The following is a 20,799-nucleotide window of genomic DNA, read 5'->3' as shown; positions in this document are numbered from 1 at the left end:
GCCTTTGCGCTGGCACATTTGTATCAAAACGTGCGTACCCACATCGTATAAGAACATGGTTCAACAATGAGAATGCTCACCCCCTTGCTACTCGGCCTGCTGGTGCTGGTCACCGGCTGCCAGAAGCAACCCGAGGCCTCCAAAACCGGACTCATCTATTGTGCTGAGGGATCTCCCCTCTCCTTCAATCCCCATGTTTCCAACTCCGGGGTGACGCTGGATGCCACTGCCCGTCCGCTCTACGACCGCCTGCTGGAGGTGAACCCCAACACCCTGGCGCTGGAACCGGCACTGGCCACCGATTGGCGTATCAGCGAGGATGGGCTCACCTATACCCTGACTCTGCGCAAGGGGGTGACCTTTCACCATACCCCCTGGTTCAAGCCCACCCGCACCTTCAATGCCGATGACGTGGTCTTCACCTATGCCCGCCAGCTTGACGAACAGCACCCCTATCACAACGTCTCTGGCGGCGATTACCCCTACTTCTACAGCTTGGGGCAGGATTTGCTGATCAAGCGGGTGAGCAAGAAGGGGCCACAGACGGTGGTGTTCGAGCTGAACCAACCGAACGCCTCCTTCCTCGCCACCCTGGCCAGCGACTATGCGGTGATCCTCTCCGCCGAATACGCCGAACAGATGCTCAAGGCCGGCACGCCAGCCCTGCTGGACACCCGCCCCATCGGCACCGGCCCGTTCAGTTTCAAGGAGTATCGCCACAACGAGCTCATTCGCTATCTGCGCCATCCGGGTTACTGGGGCGGCGATGCCAAGATTGAACAGCTGGTCTACGACATAGCCCCAAAATCCTCCAAGCGGTTGGCCAAGCTGTTGACCGGCGAGTGTGACGTGATGAGCACCCCGTCTGCCAGCCAGCTCTCGGTGATCAAGCAGCATCCGGCTCTCAACCTCTCGGTCCAGTCGGGGATGAACGTCGCCTTTTTGGCCCTCAATACCCGCAAACCGCCGTTCAACAACATCAAGGTGCGCCAGGCCATTGCCAGCGCCATCAATACCGACAACCTGTTGCAGGCGGTCTATTTCGATACCGGTCTACCCGCCAACAGCCTGCTGCCACCCCTATCCTGGGGGTACAACCCCAGCCTGCCCGAGCGCAAGCCTGATCTGAAACGGGCGCGCCAGCTGCTCAAGGAGGCGGGACTGGAGAATGGGTTCGAGATGCAGGTGCTGGTGCAACCGGACGCCCGCCCCTACAACCCGGATGCGGTCAAAACCGCCCAGCTGATCCGCAGTGATCTGGCCAAAGTCGGCATCAAGCTCAAAATTGTGCAACGGGAGTGGCAGGTGATCGAAGGTCGCCTCACTCAGGGGCAGTACGACAGTCTGCTCTCCGGCTGGATTGCCGACAACGCCGATCCTGATAACTTCTTCCGCCAGCTGCTGAGCTGCTCCGCCGTAGAGCGCGGCAACAACTACAGCCGCTGGTGCAGCCCGGCCTTTGATCAACTGCTGGATGATGCAGTCACCACGCCCCAGCTCGCCTTCCGACTGCGCAACTACTATTACGCCCAGACCCTGCTCAACGAACAGCTGCCCCTTATTCCGCTGGCCCACGCCTTGCGCACTCAGGTCAGCCGCAGCGACATCGAGGGGCTGATGCTGATGCCCTTCGGTGGCACCTACTTCAACCAGGCTCACAGGGAGTAAGCATGCTTTTATACACCTTGCGCCGTCTCAACCTGCTGCTCATCACCCTGCTGGCGCTGACCTTCGTCGCCTATCTGCTGGACTATCGGCTGATCGGCAATCAACTCAGCTTTTGGAGCGGTTATCCCGACTTCCTGCGCCGCATTTTCGCCGGTGATCTGGGGCTCTCCAGCGTCTCTGGGCTACCGGTGCTGGACGAGATCCGCCACTATTTCCCGGCGACCCTGATCCTCTGTCTGGCCGCTTTTGCCATCTCGCTGCTGGTGGGTATTCCCCTCGGCACCCTGGCCGCCCTGTCACAGGGCAAGACGCTGGATATCTCCATCATGACGGCAGGCCTCATCGGCTACGCGGTGCCGGTGTTCTGGCTGGCGCTACTGGCGGTGATGCTCTTCTCCCTCGATCTCGGCTGGTTGCCGTCCTCGGGGCAACTCAGCCTGCTCTACGATGTCCCGTCGATCACCGGTATCGCGGTGATTGATGTGCTACTGAGCAACGAACCCTGGCGGCAAGCGGCGCTGCACGATGCCCTGCGCCACCTGATCCTCCCGTCACTGGTGCTGGCCGTGGTGCCCACCACCGAGGTGATCCGCCATGTGCGCAGTTCCCTCATCGATGTGATGAAGCAAAACTACATCAAGGCGGCGGCGAGCCGCGGCCTCTCCAAATGGCAGATCGTCTGGCGCCACGGCCTGAAAAATGCCCTGCCACCGGTGCTGCCGCTGCTGGGTCTGCAACTGGGCAGCGTGCTCACCTCCGCCATGATCACCGAGGTGGTGTTCGAGTGGCACGGGATCGGCCGCTGGCTCATCAGCAGCATCGCCCTGCAGGATTATGCCGCCATTCGCGGTGCAACCCTGGTGGTCGCCAGTTTTGTGATCCTGATCAGCGTCAGCACCGAGTTGCTGACCACCCTTATCTATCCGGCACGGCGCAAAGAGTTGTATGCCAAACAAGATTGAACGCGCTCATGGCGTGACCAGGAGCCAGGTATCCTATGCAAGATAAATCGAACATCTATCCCGAGCTCAAGATCCTCTCGCCCCTTGAGCAGACGTGGGCTTCCTACAGCCGCAACCCGCTCGCCATGGCAGGACTCTGGTGCTTTTTACTGCTGCTGCTAATCACCCTGGTTGGACCGCTGGTGGTGCCTTACGGTATCGATGAACAGCATGCAGCGCACTTGTTGCTTGCCCCCTCCTGGGCGGCAACCGGCAACATCGACTACTTTCTCGGCACCGATGACCTGGGGCGCGACATGCTCTCCCGGCTGGTGGTCGGGGCTCGCCTCACCTTTGGCTATGCGCTGGTGGTGGTGGTGATTGCCATGGTGGTGGGCTCTGCTATCGGCATCCTTGGCGGCATGAGCAAGGGGCTCAAATCGAGCGTGCTACACCACCTGCTCGATACCCTGCTCTCCATCCCCTCCCTGCTGATGGCCATCATCATGGTCGCGATCCTGGGACCGGGCCTTGGCAATACTCTGATTGCCATTACCCTGGCGTTGATCCCGCCCTTTATCCGCGCCACCTATAATGCGGTGCACACCGAAATGCAGAAGGAGTACATCACCGCCAGCCGACTCGATGGCTCTCCCCCCTTCCGGATCATGCGCCTGGCTATTTTGCCCAATATCGTCGAGACCCTGGTGGCCCAAACCACCCGCACCCTGTCGGCGGCCATCCTCGATATCTCGGCGGTAGGATTTCTTGGCCTCGGCGCTCAGTCACCCCAGCCGGAATGGGGCGCCATGCTGGCCGATTCGAGCGATCTTATCTACCTCGCCCCCTGGACAGTGACTCTGCCGGGCATCGCCATCCTGTTTAGTGTGTTGGTCACCAACGTGGTGGGTGAAGGGATCCGTGAAGCACTTAAAGAGGGCAATGACTGATGATGCCCTTATTCGAAACCCGCTCTATCGGCATCGCGCTGATACAACCCCCTGTGCCACACCGCAATGAGGAGTGCCGCTGATGCCCTTGCTCGATATTCGTAATCTCACCATCGAGATTGATACCCCGCAAGGCAAGGTCAAGGCGGTAGACAAGGTGAGCCTGACCCTGACCGAGGGGGAGATCCGTGGGCTGGTAGGTGAATCAGGCTCAGGCAAGAGTCTGATCGCCAAGGTGATCGTTGGCATCGAAAAGGACAACTGGACGGTGCGCGCCGATCGGATGCGCTTCAACGACATGGATCTGCTGACCATGGTCCCCAAGGAGCGGCGCCGTATCATGGGCCGCGAAATCGCCATGATCTTTCAAGACCCCATCAGTTGCCTCGACCCTTCCGAAGAGATTGGCACCCAGCTGGAAGAGGCGATCCCGACCGATTCGTACGAAGGGAAGTTCTGGCAGCGCTTCCAGTGGCGCAAAAAGAAGGCCATCGCCCTGCTGCACCGGGTCGGGGTCAAGGATCATCGCAAGGTGATGAGCGCCTATCCCCACGAGCTCTCTGACGGTATGTGCCAAAAGGTGATGATCGCCATGGCCATTGCCAACAAACCGCGTTTGCTGGTAGCCGACGAGCCCACCAGCGCCATGGAATCGACCACTCACTCCCAGATCCTGCGACTGCTGGACAAGATGAACAAGCTGGGTAACACCACCATCCTGATCATCAGTAACGACATCGCCGCCATCGCCAACCTGACCGATACCATCAACATCATGTATTGCGGTCAAATGGTCGAGGTGGGCACCCGGGAGCAGATCCTGGAAAGCCCGCGCCACCCCTATACCGACGCCCTGCTCAAGTCGATCCCTGACTTTGACAAGCTGGTGCGTCACAAGTCACGACTCGACACCCTGCCCGGGATTATTCCCCCGTTGCAACACTTGCCCATCGGCTGCCGGCTGGGGCCACGTTGTCCCTATGCCCAGAAGCAGTGCGTGCAGACCCCGCTGATGCAAAAGATCAAAGGTCATCAGTTCAGCTGCCACTTCCCGCTGAATATGGAGGAGCCGAAAAAATGATGATTGTTAATGCCCCCATGAAGGAGCCCCGCTTGTGATCGAGCCATCCCTGTTGCAGGTCAGAGGCCTTAGCAAAACCTACCAGAACCGCACCGGTCTGTTCCGTCGTCAGGCGGTGGAGGCGATCAAGCCCCTCTCGTTCGATCTCGAAGTGGGCCAGACCCTCGCCATCGTCGGCGAGGCGGGTTCTGGCAAGAGTACCCTCGCCCGCATTCTGGCCGGGATGATCGAACCCACCAGCGGCGATATCGCCATCGACGGCCAGCTGATGGTGCACGGGGATTACCAGACCCGCTGCAAACTGCTGCGGATGATTTTTCAAGATCCCAACACCTCGCTCAACCGCAAGATCAGGGTTGGCCAGATCCTGGAGACCCCTTTGCGTCTCAATACCGGGATGAGTAATGAGGAGCGCAATGAGAAAGTGATCCAGACCCTGCGCATGGTCGGCATGCTACCGGATCACGCCCTGTTCTATCCCCAGATGCTCTCTGCGGGTCAACAGCAGCGGGTGGCGCTGGCTCGCGCGCTGATCCTCAATCCGAAAATCGTGGTGGCTGACGAAGCGCTCTCTACCCTCGACATCTCGGTGCGCTCCCAGATCATCAATCTACTGCTAGAGATGCAGGAGACCATGGGGCTGAGCTATGTGCTGGTGGCCAACGATCTGGGCATCGTCAGCCATATCAGTGACGAAGTGCTGGTAATGCATGAGGGTCGGGTGGTGGAGCGCGGCAAGACCTTGCGGGTGTTTGCCGATCCCCAGCACGATATCACCCGCCGGCTGATCCAGAACTACAACAACGAATACCGCAGATAAGCGTAACGGCTGCGTCCAAGCGAGATCGGGACGACCGCAGATCAAAAAAGGCCACTGCAGATGCAGTGGCCTTTTGCTGTTAGCACAAAGAGTTATCAGGCTTGCAGCAGCAACCGGTTAATGCGGGAGACAAAGCTCGCCGGGTCATTAAGACCACCCTGATCGGCCAGTTGAGCCTGTTCGTGCAGCAGGGTGACCCACTCGCCAAACAGCGCCTCATCCTGGATGGTGTCGAGCTTCTTCACCAGCGCGTGGTCGGGGTTGAGCTCCAGAATGTACTTCTGCTCCGGTACCGGCTGGCCAGCCGCACGCATCAGCTTGATCATCTGGGTGCTCATGCCATAAGCATCAGTGACGATGCAGGAGGGAGAGTCGGTCAGACGGTGAGTCACACGCACCTCTTTTACCGCTTCGCCCAAACTCTGCTTGGCACGCTCCACCAGACCGGCATTGGCTTTCTCGGCCTCTTCCTGCGCCTGCTTGGATGCCTCATCTTCCAGATCACCCAGATCCAGTTCGCCACGGGTGACGGAGACCAGCTGCTTGCCGTCGAACTCGGTCAGGTGGCTCATCAGCCACTCATCGACCCGCTCGGACATCAGCAGCACTTCGACACCCTTCTTGCGGAAGATCTCGAGATGCGGGCTGTTTTTGGCAGCAGCGAAGCTATCAGCCGTGATGAAATAAATCTTCTGCTGGCCTTCCTTCATCCGGCCAACATAATCCTCGAGGGAGACAGTCTGGGCTTCGCCCTCGCCCGCCGTGCTGGCAAAACGCAGCAGCTTGGCAATCTCTTCACGGTTGGCGTGATCCTCGGCCGGCCCCTCTTTGAGCACGTTACCGAACTCGTTCCAGAAGGTCGCGTACTTCTCGCTGTCATCCTTGGCCAGTTTGGCCAGCATGGTCAGCACCCGCTTGGAGCATGCCTTGCGCAGGGAGACGGTCACCTTGTTGTCTTGCAAAATTTCGCGGCTGACGTTGAGCGGCAGATCGTTGGAGTCCAGCACCCCTTTGACGAAACGCAGGTAGGTCGGCATAAACTGCTCTGCGTCGTCCATGATAAAGACGCGCTGCACGTAGAGCTTCAGACCATGCTTCTGTTCGCGGTTGTAAAGATCAAACGGCGCCCGGGCCGGGATATAGAGCAGGCTGGTATACTCTTGCGCCCCTTCTACCCGGTTGTGGCCCCACAGCATGGGATCTTCAAAATCGTGGGCGACGTGCTTGTAGAACTCCTGATACTCCTCATCCTTGATCTCTTTCGGGCTGCGCGTCCACAGTGCGGTGGCACGGTTGACCTGCTCCCACTCGCCAGGGGTACCGACGATGGTCTCACCCTCTTCTTCGCGATCCGGGGTGCCCTCTTTGTACATCTCGACCGGCACACTGATGTGGTCGGAATACTTGGCAACCACGCTGCGCAGACGCCAGTCATCGAGGAACTCGCCCTCTTCTTCACGCAGGTGCAGGATCACGTCGGTACCGCGACCGGCTTTGGTCACATCAGCCACGGTGAAGGAGCCTTCCCCTTCCGATTCCCACTGCACGCCCTGACCTTGTTCGGTACCCGCAGCGCGGGACACCACGGTCACCTTGTCAGCAACGATAAAAGCGGAGTAGAAACCGACCCCGAACTGACCGATCAGCTGGGAGTCGCGGCCTTGATCACCGGAGAGGTTCTTGAAAAAGTCGGCGGTACCGGACTTGGCGATGGTGCCCAGATGCTCGATCACCTGATCCCGGCTCATACCAATGCCGTTATCAGAGATGGTCAGGGTCCGTTGTTCTTTATCAACCACCAGGCGAACGCGCAACTGGCCGTCGTTTTCAAACAAAGAGGCATCGGAAAGCGCCTTGAAACGCAGCTTGTCCGCCGCATCGGAGGCGTTGGAGATCAGCTCGCGCAGGAACACTTCTTTGTTGGAGTAGAGGCTGTGGGCCATCAGGCTCAGCAGTTGTTTGACTTCAGTCTGAAACCCGTGGGTTTCGGCATGAACGCTTTGGGTCATCGACACTATCCTCAGGCAATTCGGGTTGAACATATTCCTGATACAAGATGGGGCCGTGACGACTCATTTCAAGGGGGAAAAAAATCTTGGCAGTGCAGATGGCGTTTTTTGCGCCAAAAAACGCCAAAGGCCACCTATTCAGTCAAAAAAAAACCCGCCTTGGCGGGTTAAGCTGTGATGAAGAGTACCGTTCAGAGGAAGCCGAGGCAGACTCAATTCAGCGGCTGACGCCCCATCAGCGAATGAGAAAGCGTAGTGCCATCTACCAGCTCCAGCTCGCCGCCCACCGGTACACCATGAGCAATGCGGCTGACCTTGATACCGGCTGCGCGGGCCATATCGGCGATATACCAAGCGGTTGCATCCCCTTCGATAGTGGGGTTAGTGGCCAAAATCAGCTCACCGATCGACTCCGTTTGCAAACGTCGCTCCAGGATCTCCAGCCCCAACTCTTCCGGGCCAATGCCATCAAGGGGTGACAGGTGCCCCATCAGCACAAAATAACGACCCGAGAACTGACCGGTATGCTCGATCGCCGCCACATCAGCCGGGCTCTCAACGACGCAGAGCAGGCCACTCTCTTCACGCTTGGGATTGGCGCAGATCTCGCAAAGATCGTTCTCGGTAAAGGTGCGGCAGTGGCTGCAGTGGCCAATCTCGATCAGCGCCCGACTAAGCAACTGCGCCAGTCGCAAGCCACCACTGCGCTCGCGCTCAAGCAGGGTAAACGCCATCCGTTGGGCAGACTTGGGCCCCACCCCAGGCAATACCTGCAGGGCTTTCATCATCTCATCAAGCAGGGGACTGAACTTCATAACACTCCTTACACCGGGCCGATCTGCCGCCCCCCTCAGGGCCGCGACAGGTCAGCTGAACTGGATCACGCTATTGGCGCAGGACTATACCCGAGCAGGCGCGTCGCTGCCATCAGCTTTCCGGCCCGCCAGCACTCATCCATCAACCGGGGTGGCTGGCTTTCAAAAAAGGGCGCCCCTTATACTTGGCCACAGATGGCCATTTGCATCATTGCCGCGCCAACCGTCAGGAGAGGAGCTAACCGATGAAAACACGCCACTTGAAGCCCTTGAACCGCCGTAACGGATTGACCCTGCTCTGCTCCGGTGTGCTCATCACCAGCCTGATGTTATTGCTGATCTGGCGACTTGCCAGCGATCCCCTGATCCCGGCTTATGCGCTACTACTGACCGGCCTGATGATGACCTTTATCGGCTGGCTCAAGCTCAACGAGCCTGCGGTCAGCCTCTCCCTGTGCCGGGATTATCTGCACTACCACCACAGGTATGGTGGCTGGGCGATTAAATGGAACAACATTGTGCGAGTTGATCAACCGCGGGTTCATGTGGGTTGGGATCTGCATCCCCTTCCCTACATTGGCTTCAAAATCAAACGGTATGACGAGTTTTTACCCCTGATCACCCCGCGGCTGGCGGTTCATCTGCTGACCGAGCAGCGCAGTGTGCTGTTGCACGCAATGCAAAGCGAACAGCCGGGCTGCCTGAGCGGCAGTTGCGGCGATCCCCTGCTGGGAGGCGATCTGCTGGAAGAGGGACGATTTCGCTCCCACGAAGGGCAACACTATGACGGGGCCATTGCCATGCTGGCGCAGCGGATGAGCCGTTTACGCCAGTTGCTCGGCTATGACCTGCTGATCCCCATTGACAGCCTGGACCGGCAACCAGAGGCCTTTCTAACCCTGCTACGCCACTATCAACAAGAGGCAATAATGATGATGCAGACCGAGTCACCCCCAACCTAGCCCCCATGACTGACGCATATGGCCATTCGGCGCGACAAGATCGCCACAGCCGGTTATTGGCTGATGACTGTCTACATTCAAAAACGTCGATAGCCTGATCAACGGAGAGAATTGGGGAGTTGAAATGCAGGAAGGGATATTGTTTAAATTCAGATTGTCGGCAAATAACCCGGTAAAGGGGCTCACTCTCCCACATCAATAGCTCTAACTGGTTTCCTGGTTTGCCAGAAAGCAAAAAACCGACCCTGAGGTCGGTTTTTTTAATTTGGCGGTGAGGGAGGGATTCGAACCCTCGATACGTTGCCGTATACACACTTTCCAGGCGTGCTCCTTCAGCCACTCGGACACCTCACCAAATTTTGGTCTGTAGTTTTACGTGTTCAGCCAACACGGAGTTCACTGCGCTGTTGCGCTGGAACGGGGCGTAATGTAGGAGAAAGCCCCTCCTTCGTCAACGGCTTTTTTCAATTACCGGTTTGTTTGCGCGCTTAATGCACAGATTCCGGTGATACCTGAATGTCTGCGAGGTTGAGGAAACCTGAGCGCTCGCACTCTGCAACCAGTTCATGGGTCGCGGCTATGGTGCTCTGGACGAACAGCAGGAACTGTTCAACCGTCAGTCCGGCATTGGTAAAGATGGTATGACCAACCACCAGTCGCGGCAGGTTGTCATCGATAATATCGAGGAACACCTTGAGCGAAGGGTACTGCATATTGAGTCGACCCAGATCAGCCACCAGCGGCAGCATAGCGGAAGGGCGTACTTCCAGCTCGGAGGAGAACAGCAGTCCCTCCTCTTCGACAAAAATTCGACTCTCCTGAATACCATCTACCGATTGCAAAGAGACAATGTGGATACCATGACACTGGTCGCAGACATAGTGTTCGATACGAGCCTGTTGCAACCAACGCATTACCATTTCGGAGCTGGGGATATTCATCATTTCCACGACAAGATTTGGATCAAGGGGCGCAGTCTAAACCAATTCTCTATCAACCAAAAGCACACCAGCCCGATAACCCTGCCGCCCGCTTCTTTTTGGCAAGCACTATGCATATACTCAGCCCAATCCACGTCTACGCTTGCCCCACAGGGGGCCCCATGACCATCCAAGAAAAGTACCGCCTGCATCTGAAGTCTCTCTCGGATGAGCTGCTTGCCCTGCAAAAACCGATCCGCATTCTGGATGCCATCAAGTGGCCACGCCACCTGCAGGCTGATTTTCTGGCCAAAGGGGGGCGAGAACTGCCCGCTATTGATCACCATTTCTACGATACCCTCTCCCTTGGTTTCGACCCGCGCAACAAGTATCTGGAGCTAAAGGAACTTCGCGACAGGATCCGCAGAAAGTTGGGGCCACAGGATGATTTGGGTCGCATTTTGCAAGAAACCGTCGACCAGTACATGGTGGTGAGCGAGATGCTGCGCCAGCGCGGGCAACCGGATTTTTTGCGCTATAGCCAGCTACTGTATGGCTCTGCCAGCGATCACCTGCGCGGGGATCGCAAAACCCTCAAGGAGTTGGGCTCCCGCCTGTGCGATATCTTCTCCCTGCCTGGCGCCCGTCATCTGGTGCGCCCCTACCCCAAGGCATTTTCAGGGGAAGCGGCCGTTGCCAAGTTGCAAAACAAGCTATCGACCTATTTCAGTGATGGCACAGTGCAGGTGAAGCTGAGCGACGGGATTGTCTCCGATGCGGCTGCCGGTGGTGATTACATCAAGCTCAACTCCCACGCCTGCTTCTCCGAACTGGATCTGCAGGTACTGGAGGTACACGAAGGGTGGGTACATGTCGGCACCACCCTCAATGGCCGTCAGCAGCCCTATGCCACCTGGCTGAGCGCTGGCTCGCCGCGCATCACCGCCTGTCAGGAAGGGCTGGCGGTATTGATTGAGACGCTCACCTTCAGCTCCTTTCCGGACCGGGCCAAGCGAATCTCCGATCGGGTGATGGCCATCGACATGGCCGAGCGCGGCGCCAACTTTATCGAAGTATTTCAGCACTTCGTGCAACAGGGGGCCAGCGAGCACGATGCCTACAAAATCACCCAGCGGGTGTTTCGGGGCGGCATGGTGGGCGGCGGCGCCTGCTTTACCAAGGATCTCTCCTACGTACGTGGCTATGTGGAGACGGTCAACTTCATCCGCAGCGCGGTGCTGGAGGGGGTGCCGGAGATCCTGCCGATGCTGTTTGTCGGCAAGGTGACGCTGGATGATATTCCAGTGCTCTATCAGCACTATCTGGAAGGACTGATTGCTGCCCCCCGCTACCTGCCGCCGATGTTTCGTGATCTCACCGGGCTCTACGTCTGGTTCGGTTTTTCGTCCGGCATGTCGCTGATCGACATAGGGCGAGTCCAGCGCCATTTCCGTCAACTGTTTCACCACCTGCCGGTCGCCAATCCCATCATAGCGCCAGTGGATATCGAGATAGACTGAGCCGCAGATAAAGAAGGGGCACCCTATCGGTGCCCCTGCAGATAACGAAAGCCCCCTGGTGCAACGAGGGGGCTTTTTTGGCAACGCATTAGCTCAGACCAACCATCACGGATTGTAAACGACCACTGAACCGCTCAGCCCGGTCATCTGGGAAACCCGCCCCTGTATGCCTTGCAGCTTGTCCTTGGAGACATCAGGACCGATAAAGACCCGGTTGATCTGCCCCTGCACCGGTGTGCGTGGCGAGGTGTGGGCCGAATAGCCGGCTGCCCGCAGCTTGCCCACCAGCGCATTGACGCTGTCGACGTTTTTGAACGCACCGAGCTGCAGGATCCAGCTGCCTTGAGCTGGCGCGGCAGCAGCTGGCGCAGGCTTGGTCGGCTGCGTCATCTTGCTCTCAATCAGATCGTCGAGGGATTTGATCTGACCCGCCTGCGGCTTGGCTGGCGCAGGTGCAGGCGCTTTGGCGACCTCAACCGGTTTGGTTGGCACAGGCTTGGGCACCGGCTTAGGGGCAGGCTTCGGTTGCTCAACCGGTTTCTTGGCCACCACCTCCGGTTTGGGCTGGGGTTTGACCGCTGGGGTAACCGGCTGCGCAGCAGAATTGCCCTGCCCTTGACTCGCCAGAGTCATGGGATCGGCCACCTCTTCCACTTGCCACTGTTGGGCCGCCGAGGCCTGTTGCTGACTAGCCAGATGCTCGGCGGGCAAACTGGTCGCCGCCGACACCTGCAACGCAGGCTTGGCAGGCTCCAAATCAGGGCGCAGCGGGATCTTGGCAAAGGCCTCCTCCTTTTGCGCCAGCTTGTGACCATCCAGCAAGTCCGGCAGGAAAATAACAACCAGGGCCACCAGGATGACGGTGCCCACCAGACGGTTTTGAAACTTCGAGGCCAAGTTGAATCCTACCTTTACGTAACTCAATATGCGATTTGGCTCCCCGCCCGAGGGCCGGGGAGCCGGGGTGTGGCCTAGATGGCGACACCCGCCAGAATGTCGGCGACAGTGTAAAACGAACCAAACACAATGACCATATCGTCCGGAGTCGAAGCGGCCAACGCGGTCTGATAAGCGCCGCTCACCTCATCAAAACAGTGCACAGGCCCCTTGCCCTCCCCCAGCGCTGCAGCAAGCTGCGTGGCCGTGGCGGCGCGCGGGCCGGTGAGGCTGGCCAGATACCACTGGCCAATCAGGCCATCGAGTTCAGCAAGCGATCCCGCCATGTCCTTGTCTTTGAGCATGCCGACCACGGCACGGCGCACACCTGCGCAGGGCATTTGGCGCAATTGGGCCGCCAAATAGGCCGCCGAATGGGGATTGTGGGCCACATCGACGATGACCAGCGGCGCGCTTTGCAGCCGCTGCATCCGGCCAGCCAGTCGGGCATTGGCCAGCCCGTCACGAATGGCAGACTCCGGCAGCGGCAAGCCCAGCGACTCCAGCGCCGCCAGCACGGTCACCGCATTCATCAGCGGCAAAGCGGGCTTTGGCAGATCCCGCCACTGGTTGAGGCCGTGGTAATCCCAGCTGGTCTCGTGCTCTTTGCCAGAGAAGTCGATCCCCACCTGACGCAAGGAGGCACCGAGGCGCAGCGCCTCGCTGGCGATGGTCGCTGGCGGATTGGGCTCACCGCTGATGGCGGGTTTGCCAACGCGATACACGCCGGCTTTCTCCACCGCCACCGCCTCGCGGGTATCACCCAGCCAGTCGCAGTGATCGAGGGCAATGGAGGTGATCATCGCCACATCGGACTCCACCACATTGGTGGCGTCGAGCCGACCGCCCAGTCCCACTTCCAGCAGCAGCACATCCGGCGCGGCGCGGCAGAAGAGCCACAACCCCGCCAGGGTGGCGAACTCGAAGAAGGTGAGCGCAATCTCACCGCGGGCCGTTTCCACTTCGGCAAACGCCGCGCAGTGCTCGCTATCGGCCAGCTCTTGCCCATTGACCCGCACCCGCTCAGTAAACCGCAGCAGATGGGGAGAGGAGTAGATCCCAACCTGATAGCCAGCCGCCATCAGAATGCTGGCCGCCATGGCACAGCTGGAGCCCTTGCCGTTAGTACCGGCCACTGTGATCACCTTGAACGGCAGCTGGGTGAGACCCATACGCCGGGCAACGGCACCGACCCGATCCAGCCCCATGTCGATATTGACCGGGTGGATCTGCTCCAAATAAGAAAGCCAGTCGACAAGCGACCGGCTTTGGGATTGTTGCATGTTTGAACTCATCTTCACTCTTCGATGATGTGAGTATTCAGCATTTTGGCGAGCAAGCTGGCCAGACGATTACGCATCTCGCGGCGATCGATAATCAAATCGATAGCGCCTTTCTCCAGCAGGAACTCGGAGCGCTGGAAGCCCTCCGGCAGTTTCTCGCGCACGGTCTGCTCGATGACACGCGGGCCGGCAAAGCCGATCAGCGCCTTGGGTTCACCCACGTTGATGTCACCCAGCATCGCCAGGCTGGCGGAAACACCACCCATGGTGGGGTCGGTCAGCACAGAGATATAGGGCAGACCCGCCTTGGTAAGTCTGTCCAGCGCCGCGCTGGTCTTGGCCATCTGCATCAGGGAGAACAGGGCTTCCTGCATGCGAGCACCACCGGAAGTGGAGAAGCAGACCAGACCGCGGCCATCCTTGATGCACTCCTCGACGGCGCGCACGAAACGGGCACCGACCACGGAGGCCATGGAGCCGCCCATGAAGGAGAATTCGAACGAACAGGCGACAACCGGTACCCCTTTGAGGGTCCCTTTCATCACCACCAGCGCATCTTTTTCAGCCGTCTCTTTCTGAGCGGCAGACAAACGATCCTTGTAGCGCTTGGAATCCTTGAATTTCAATACATCCTGCGGCTCCAGCTCGGCACCGATCTCGGTACGACCCTGCTCATCGAGGAAACTCTCGAGACGGGCACGGGCGCTGATGCGCATATGATGATCACACTTGGGGCACACTTCGAGGTTGCGCTCCAACTCTGCCCGGTAGAGCACCTGTTCACAAGCACTGCACTTGGTCCACACCCCTTCCGGAATGTTGTGACGACGGGGCGCAGTGATCTTGCTCTTGGGAAGAATCTTCTCAAGCCAGCTCATGGAATTCCTTAATGCTTTTGTGCCTGACAATACGCATCGAGACTAGATTGTTCAATGACTTACTAGCTCGATGGCAACAAATGACGGGTCATTAAACCACAATTTTTTGGGCGCAGTTACTAAAAACTGGTCGTACCCGGTGCCGAGTCCGGCAGCCACAGCGGGCCAAGCGGCAACTGGGGCAGGGCAAACTCGGCCGGGTAATCGACATCCACCAGATAGAGGCCACCGGCCTTGGCAGTCGGCCCGGCCAGGTTGCGATCCTTGGCCGCCAGCACCTCGGCAATCCACTCCACCGGTTTGAGCCCCTGCCCCACCAGCAGCAGCGAGCCGGTGATATTGCGCACCATATGGTGCAAAAAGGCGTTGGCACAGATATCCAGCACAATATAAGGGCCTTGGCGACTGACGCAGAGGTGAGTCACATTGCGCCACGGGGTGTTGGACTGACAGGCAATGGCCCTGAATGTGGTGAAGTCATGCTCCCCAATCAGGCTCTGGCCCGCCTGATGCATCAATTCAGCATCGATGGTCTCATGGTAGTGGCTAACCCCACTGCCAAGGATCGCCGGACGGTAGTTATGGTTGTAGATGACATAACGGTAGCGACGGGCGGTGGCGCTAAAACGGGCGTGGAACGACTCATCCACCTCCTTGACCCAGCGCACCGCGATATCCGGTGGCAAGTTGGAGTTCAGCCCCAGGGTCCAGGCCCCTTCGCCGCGGTTTGCGTCGGTATCAAAGTGGATCACCTGACCGGTTGCATGGACCCCGGCATCGGTGCGTCCGGCGCACTGGATGGAGACAGGGTGGTTGGCAATCCGGCTCAGGGCCTTTTCCAGTTCAGCCTGTACGCTGATCACTTCTCGTTGACGCTGCCAACCGAAATACCGGCTGCCGTCATATTCAATGCCAAGGGCAATTCGCATGGATAAACGTATCTTGTAGTGAAAGTAAGCGATGAAAGAAACGGGGCGGATTATACGCGCTCAGCCCGAAAAGTCCCACCACGTGCGCAATTGACCAGAATGGCCAACCTCTGAGGCACCTGCCCCCCACATAGCCACTCGCCAAAAGAAGAGGGCAGCCTGCTGGCTGCCCTTCTTGTGTTAATCGGTTACTGGACCATGACTCACGCCAACCGCTTGAGCAACTTCTCGGCTTCGGCGCGCTGGTGATCACTGCCCTGCTCTGCCGCCTCCTGCAGCAGCTCGCGGGCGCTATCCTTGTCATCAATCTCGAGGTATGCACGGGCCAGATCCAGCTTGGCCCCCACGCCACCGTCATCGGCATCGACGTCAAAGCCGGTGGATTTGGGCAGCACCTCGGGGAAGCCATCCAGCCCCACATCCAGCGAGAAGCCCTGATAAGGCTCAGGTTCCGACGCAGTCGCATCCGCTTCAGCCAGCAGCTTGTCGATCTCGACATAACCGCCTTCGTTAGCCTGTTCACGCGGTTTCACATCCCCCTGATGGGACTCCACCTCGGCAAAGGCATCCTCAAAATCAGAGAGCGCCAACTCGTTAGGATCCCACTCCAGATCCAGCTCGGCCTCCTTGACCTTGGTGGGTTCGAGACCCAGCTCGGCCAGCATCGCATCCGCGCTCTCGTCCGCACCGTCTGCGGCACTGAGATCAATGGCGTGATCATCGCCTTTTTTGCCAGCAGTTGGCTCATCGAGGGCATTTTCGAAATCGCTGAGATCGAAGCTGGCCAGATCGTCGTCAGCAGCGCCAACCTCGTCAATGGAGCTCAAATCGGGGTCGAGATCGGCAGAGAGATCAGCATCAAGCTCGGCAAACAGGGCCGCCTGTAGCTCCTCTTCGCTCATTACCTCGTTGCTCGCCTTGGGCTTGTACTCGCTGGCCAAGTCCATGGCCGGTTGCTTGAGCTGCGCCTTCGGTTCGTCATGGATAAGATCCAGATCAGGCACCAAATCCGGATCCCGGCTGGCGGACTGGGCGGGCATCCGCTCGGGCTCGAAACCCTCCAGCGCCACCTCACCATCATCGCTGAACACCAGATCCACATCTGGCCGCTGCGGTGAATCAGGCTCAACCGGCATAAAGCCATCAGGGGTATTGAGATCCGCTACCGGACGCACAGGCTCATTATCGGTCACATCGATGCTGAGCAGATCGTCAAACTCGCTCTGCTCCTGATCCATCATCATGGCGGTGGATTCGGAGAGACTCTTCTCTTGCTCTTCCAGCTCGCGACGGGCACGGGCACGCAACCACAGGGTCACCAGCGCCAATACCAGCAGCACCGGCAGCAAGATGATCATGGCGAGGTTGAGCGGTGAGGCGAGCAGATCCATCAACCAGTTTTTTTCTGGTTCAGGGGCGGCTGCCACCGGCGCAACTGGCTGTGTTTTGAGCTCGGCAATCTCTTTTTGCAGCGAGGTTTGGTCCTGCAGTTGGGCCTTGAGTGTTTCCACCTCTTCGGTCAGTGATTGCAGACGCAGCTTGAGCCTGTGGTTCATCTCGGTGACCTGACCGAGCTGGGCATTGGCATCTTCCAGCGCCAGCGCCATCTCGGTAGCCGGTTTGCCAATCGGCTTATCCAGGTCAGATGGCAGCGGTGCGGGCGTGGTGCTCTGTGCTGCACTTGCCACAGCAGCGGGAGCCACCGCCTCTTTTGGCGCCGGTTCGCTGACCTTGGCCACTTCTTTGGTTTCGGCAGCCGGTTGCGGTGCCACCACAGGGACTGGAATAGGTGCAGCTTTCGCCACTGGCAGCGGTGCCGGGGCGGCTTTCACCGGCTCGGTCTTGGCCGCCTCAACTTTCGCGGGTTTGGCTGCTACCGGTTTGGCCGTGTGGGCCTGCTTGTCAGCCAGATATTTGGGGCTCAGCCCCTTCCAGCTGGCGTTGTCACTGTTAAAACGCTGACGGGCCTGAGCATCGGTTATCACACTAGCTTCTGCTGCACTGGGCAGCAAAATCCGAGATCCCACCAGAATGTGGTTGATATTGCCATCGGCAAAACTGCGGGGATTTTTCTCGTAAATCGCCACCATGGTCTGGTAGACGCTGACACCGCTGGCGGGGCGATATTTGCTCGCCAGACTCCAGAGGGTGTCGGTAGGACGAACAGGGCCATAGCTACCGGCATTGGCAGTGGCCTGACGCACCACCGGCTGGGCGGTTGCGCGTACCGGTTGCGCCACGGGTCTTGCTTGTGGCTGGACCAGTGGCTGACGATTAACGGCAGGAGGTGCCGGCTCGTCAGGGCCTTTTAGCTCGACAAAAAAAGGCTCCCGCGCCGAGTCTTCAGCCTGGACGGTGCCCAGCAGACCCAATGCGAGTAGTGTTGCCAATGTTATGCGGGAATGTCCCATATTCGTTCCTTCGTATGACGGCCCTATCACATTGAAAAATCTGGATAGTTACCCCAAAACAGTCGGTTCAATATAAATCAGGCTCGCCTGGCAAGCCAGCTGTCCGACACATTTAGCACCCGATGTGTCACTGAATGTGCCACTGAGTGTAGGAAAAAACTTAATCAGTTGATATCCCAACAGAATCTGGATGCAGTAGAGTGCGGCTCAGGTCACAGACGCCCCGCTGTTACTGTGAAGGCGCAGCACTCCTTGCTGCGCCTTTACCAAGGCTATCTGGCCTTACAGATAGTCGCGAACCAGCAACTCGGCAATCTGCACGCTGTTGGTTGCCGCGCCCTTACGAACGTTATCGGCCACGATCCACATATTGATACCGCTCGGGTGAGAAATATCCTGACGCACCCGTCCCACCAGCACCTCATCCTTGCCAGTCCCATCGCGAACCGGAGTCGGATAATCCCCTTCGTCATCAAACAGGGTCACACCTGGCGCATTGCGCAGCAGATCTTTGGCCTGTTCGGCATCAAGCGGCTGGTGCAGCTCGACATGTACCGCCTCGGCGTGACCATAAAAGACCGGCACCCGTACGCAGGTAGGGTTCACAGCAATGCTGGAATCACCCAGAATCTTCTGGGTTTCCCACACCATCTTCATCTCTTCACGGGTGTAACCGTTGTCGGTAAAGCTGTCGATCTGCGGGATCAGGTTGAAGGCAATCTGATGCGGATAGATGGTCGGCTCTACCGGACGGCCGTTGAGCAGATGGGCGGTCTGGCCTGCCAGCTCGCTAACCCCCTCTTTACCGGAGCCTGACACGGACTGATAAGTCGCCACGTTGATGCGGGCAATACCCACTTCGTCGTGCAGCGGCTTCAGGGCCACCAGCATCTGGATGGTAGAGCAGTTAGGGTTGGCGATGATGTTGCGATTGCGAAAATCGGCCAGGGCGCCCGGGTTAACTTCCGGGATCACCAACGGGATATCTTCGTCGTAACGGAAGCAAGAGGTGTTGTCGATGACGATGCAGCCGTGCTCGGCAGCAATCGGCGCCCACTTGGCAGAGACCTCGGCACCGGCGGAGAACAGCGCGATCTGCACCTGGCTCCAGTCAAACTCCTCGACATCGAGGATCTCGAGGTTCTTGCCGCCAAAACGCACGGTATCACCGGCGCTGCGGCTGGAAGCCAGCGGATAGAGGGTCGCTACCGGAAATTCGCGCTCTTCCAGGATCTCGATCATCGCCTGACCCACGGCGCCGCTGGCACCCAATACCGCTACGTTAAACTGCTGGCTCATTCTGTTCTCCTCTGATAATGCTGCAATGGCACCGGCTGGCGCCATGGTCGGCAGGGCCTCCTGGATCGAGACGCCCTCGCCTGAGATGGCTGTTCCGGCGCAGAAGACGCTGCGCCGGAACAGTAAAAATGGCGGCGATGTGGCACGAACAGCTCACACCTGCCAGTTATCTTTCAAATCATAAAAGCCCCGACTCAGGGGCGTGATAGCGCAAATCCCAGCTCGCCCAGCCCTTGGTTGGCAAACGCCCCCTCAACCTGCAGGGAGGATAGTTCACGGCGCTCTGGATAGTGTTTGCGCTGCTCGTCAAAGCTGCCAGGCAGGCCGAGTCGGGCCCGGAAACGGGCATCATCACGGCGCACGTCATAGACCAGATGCACCAGCTGCTTGATCAGCGCCTGATCCGGCGCGCGGCCCGGCACCACCGCCTGCACATCGGGGGCAGGCAACAACTGACTCAAATCCTGACGCGGCTGGCGCCCCAGCTGCTGGCAGAGCGCCTGATAGAGCATCCAGGTGCCGCGCGCCTTCCCCTCCAGGCTGTAACCGGCGATATGGGGGGTGGCAATCTCGGTATGGGGTACCAGCTCTGCCAGTGGCTCGGGCTCGTTTTCCCACACATCCATCACCAGTCGCAAAGGCTCATCGCTCAACTGCCGCGCCAACAGGGCCCGGTTATCCCACACCTCGCCCCGTGAGGCATTGATCAGGATCTGTCCGGCAGGACGCGCGGCAATCGCCTGCTCATCGAGCAAGTGATAAGTGGCATCAGCGCCCTCACGAGTGATGGGCACGTGAAAGCTGACGATGTCGGCCTTAAGCGCAGTGTGATAATCGACAAAGCCGCCGGCGGGATTATCCCGCGCCTTGGGGGGATCGCAGCGCAGCACCCGCATGCCGAGCGCTTGGGCCTTGCCAGCCACGCACTCACCGGTATTACCCGCGCCAACCACCGCCAGGGAGATGGCCGAGAGGTCAAGTTCATAGCGCTCAGCCAGCACCAGCAGGGCGGAGAGCACATAATCCCCCACCGAATACTTGTTGCAACCGGGGGCGCTGAAGAAGGGAATATTGCGGCTCGCCAGCAGGGCCTTGTCCACATGGTCGGTACCTATGGTGGCGGTGCCGACAAACCCGAGTTTAGGGCTGGTCGCCAGCAAATCGCCGTTGACGCGGGTGACCGAACGCACCAGCAGCACATCGGCATCCAGCAGATCGCGGGCCTGCATCTGCCGTCCGGGCAAGGCGACCACCTCGCCAAATTCGGCAAACAGCTCGACAGCATGGGGCATATTCTCATCAACGACTATCTTCATCGGGCTCTCTTTGGTCACAACCGCCACGGGGGCGCCATTCTAGCGCAAAGCCGCCCGAGAT

General features: G+C 58.8%; 17 protein-coding genes and 1 tRNA gene. 7 read left to right on the top strand and 11 right to left on the bottom strand.

Annotated elements, in window-relative coordinates; genetic code table 11:
• Positions 1-72: 72 nt before the first annotated feature.
• The 5 genes from sapA (at position 73) to CK911_RS05080 (ending at position 5,460) form a co-directional block, all read left to right on the top strand.
• Positions 73-1,668: an ABC transporter substrate-binding protein SapA gene (gene sapA / locus CK911_RS05100; protein WP_172954089.1), complete on the top strand. Its 1,596-nt coding sequence runs from the start codon at positions 73-75 to the stop codon at positions 1,666-1,668.
• Positions 1,669-1,670: 2 nt separating this feature from the next.
• Complete coding sequence (locus tag CK911_RS05095) at positions 1,671-2,630, top strand: ABC transporter permease subunit (protein ID WP_042022406.1); 960 nt, start codon at positions 1,671-1,673, stop codon at positions 2,628-2,630.
• A 35-nt stretch (positions 2,631-2,665) separates the two neighbouring features.
• Complete coding sequence (locus CK911_RS05090; protein WP_068978497.1) at positions 2,666-3,559, top strand: ABC transporter permease subunit; 894 nt, start codon at positions 2,666-2,668, stop codon at positions 3,557-3,559.
• Positions 3,560-3,641: 82 nt separating this feature from the next.
• Positions 3,642-4,640 carry an oligopeptide/dipeptide ABC transporter ATP-binding protein gene (locus tag CK911_RS05085; RefSeq protein WP_098969210.1) on the top strand — a complete coding sequence of 333 codons (999 nt, stop codon included), beginning with the start codon at positions 3,642-3,644 and terminating at the stop codon, positions 4,638-4,640.
• Positions 4,641-4,674: 34 nt separating this feature from the next.
• Positions 4,675-5,460, top strand: a complete 786-nt coding sequence (locus CK911_RS05080; RefSeq protein WP_042022398.1) for an ABC transporter ATP-binding protein — start codon at positions 4,675-4,677, stop codon at positions 5,458-5,460.
• A 95-nt stretch (positions 5,461-5,555) separates the two neighbouring features.
• Here the strand turns inward: CK911_RS05080 and htpG are convergent, their stop codons facing one another.
• Together htpG and recR are read right to left on the bottom strand one after the other, a co-directional pair.
• A complete protein-coding gene (gene htpG, locus CK911_RS05075) occupies positions 5,556-7,469 on the bottom strand; it encodes a molecular chaperone HtpG (RefSeq protein WP_068978498.1) in 1,914 nt (637 codons plus the stop codon).
• A 212-nt stretch (positions 7,470-7,681) separates the two neighbouring features.
• The gene (recR, locus tag CK911_RS05070; RefSeq protein WP_068978499.1) at positions 7,682-8,284 is read right to left on the bottom strand and encodes a recombination mediator RecR; all 603 of its coding nucleotides are present in this window, start codon (positions 8,282-8,284) and stop codon (positions 7,682-7,684) included.
• Positions 8,285-8,529: 245 nt separating this feature from the next.
• On the opposite strand from recR, the gene CK911_RS05065 reads away from it, so the two are divergent.
• Positions 8,530-9,246, top strand: coding sequence for a DUF2982 domain-containing protein (locus tag CK911_RS05065; RefSeq protein WP_098969209.1), 717 nt, complete (start codon positions 8,530-8,532; stop codon positions 9,244-9,246).
• A gap of 266 nt (positions 9,247-9,512) precedes the next feature.
• On the opposite strand, the gene CK911_RS05060 is transcribed toward CK911_RS05065, so the two are convergent.
• Together CK911_RS05060 and CK911_RS05055 are read right to left on the bottom strand one after the other, a co-directional pair.
• A tRNA-Ser gene (locus CK911_RS05060) sits at positions 9,513-9,600 on the bottom strand.
• 134 nt (positions 9,601-9,734) lie between these two features.
• Positions 9,735-10,190, bottom strand: coding sequence for a YbjN domain-containing protein (locus CK911_RS05055; RefSeq protein ID WP_082186808.1), 456 nt, complete (start codon positions 10,188-10,190; stop codon positions 9,735-9,737).
• 158 nt (positions 10,191-10,348) lie between these two features.
• On the opposite strand from CK911_RS05055, the gene CK911_RS05050 reads away from it, so the two are divergent.
• Positions 10,349-11,686 carry a flavohemoglobin expression-modulating QEGLA motif protein gene (locus CK911_RS05050; protein WP_042022387.1) on the top strand — a complete coding sequence of 446 codons (1,338 nt, stop codon included), beginning with the start codon at positions 10,349-10,351 and terminating at the stop codon, positions 11,684-11,686.
• Between the two features lie 105 nt (positions 11,687-11,791).
• Here the strand turns inward: CK911_RS05050 and dedD are convergent, their stop codons facing one another.
• The 7 genes from dedD to CK911_RS05015 form a co-directional block, all read right to left on the bottom strand.
• Positions 11,792-12,583 carry a cell division protein DedD gene (gene dedD / locus CK911_RS05045; RefSeq protein ID WP_098969207.1) on the bottom strand — a complete coding sequence of 264 codons (792 nt, stop codon included), beginning with the start codon at positions 12,581-12,583 and terminating at the stop codon, positions 11,792-11,794.
• A gap of 74 nt (positions 12,584-12,657) precedes the next feature.
• Positions 12,658-13,917 carry a bifunctional tetrahydrofolate synthase/dihydrofolate synthase gene (gene folC / locus CK911_RS05040; RefSeq protein ID WP_172953962.1) on the bottom strand — a complete coding sequence of 420 codons (1,260 nt, stop codon included), beginning with the start codon at positions 13,915-13,917 and terminating at the stop codon, positions 12,658-12,660.
• Positions 13,918-13,919: 2 nt separating this feature from the next.
• Positions 13,920-14,783, bottom strand: a complete 864-nt coding sequence (gene accD / locus CK911_RS05035; protein WP_042022381.1) for an acetyl-CoA carboxylase, carboxyltransferase subunit beta — start codon at positions 14,781-14,783, stop codon at positions 13,920-13,922.
• A gap of 119 nt (positions 14,784-14,902) precedes the next feature.
• A complete protein-coding gene (gene truA, locus CK911_RS05030) occupies positions 14,903-15,712 on the bottom strand; it encodes a tRNA pseudouridine(38-40) synthase TruA (RefSeq protein ID WP_042022379.1) in 810 nt (269 codons plus the stop codon).
• A gap of 203 nt (positions 15,713-15,915) precedes the next feature.
• The gene (locus CK911_RS05025) at positions 15,916-18,123 is read right to left on the bottom strand and encodes a FimV/HubP family polar landmark protein (RefSeq protein WP_098969205.1); all 2,208 of its coding nucleotides are present in this window, start codon (positions 18,121-18,123) and stop codon (positions 15,916-15,918) included.
• A gap of 282 nt (positions 18,124-18,405) precedes the next feature.
• The gene (locus CK911_RS05020) at positions 18,406-19,422 is read right to left on the bottom strand and encodes an aspartate-semialdehyde dehydrogenase (protein WP_098969204.1); all 1,017 of its coding nucleotides are present in this window, start codon (positions 19,420-19,422) and stop codon (positions 18,406-18,408) included.
• A 194-nt stretch (positions 19,423-19,616) separates the two neighbouring features.
• Positions 19,617-20,738, bottom strand: coding sequence for a 4-phosphoerythronate dehydrogenase (locus tag CK911_RS05015; protein WP_098969203.1), 1,122 nt, complete (start codon positions 20,736-20,738; stop codon positions 19,617-19,619).
• Between the last annotated feature and the right edge of the window lie 61 nt (positions 20,739-20,799).

It is taken from the genome of Aeromonas sp. CU5 (assembly GCF_002586745.1).
Lineage (GTDB): Bacteria > Pseudomonadota > Gammaproteobacteria > Enterobacterales > Aeromonadaceae > Aeromonas > Aeromonas sobria.
This window is presented reverse-complemented; position numbering and strand designations above follow the sequence as displayed.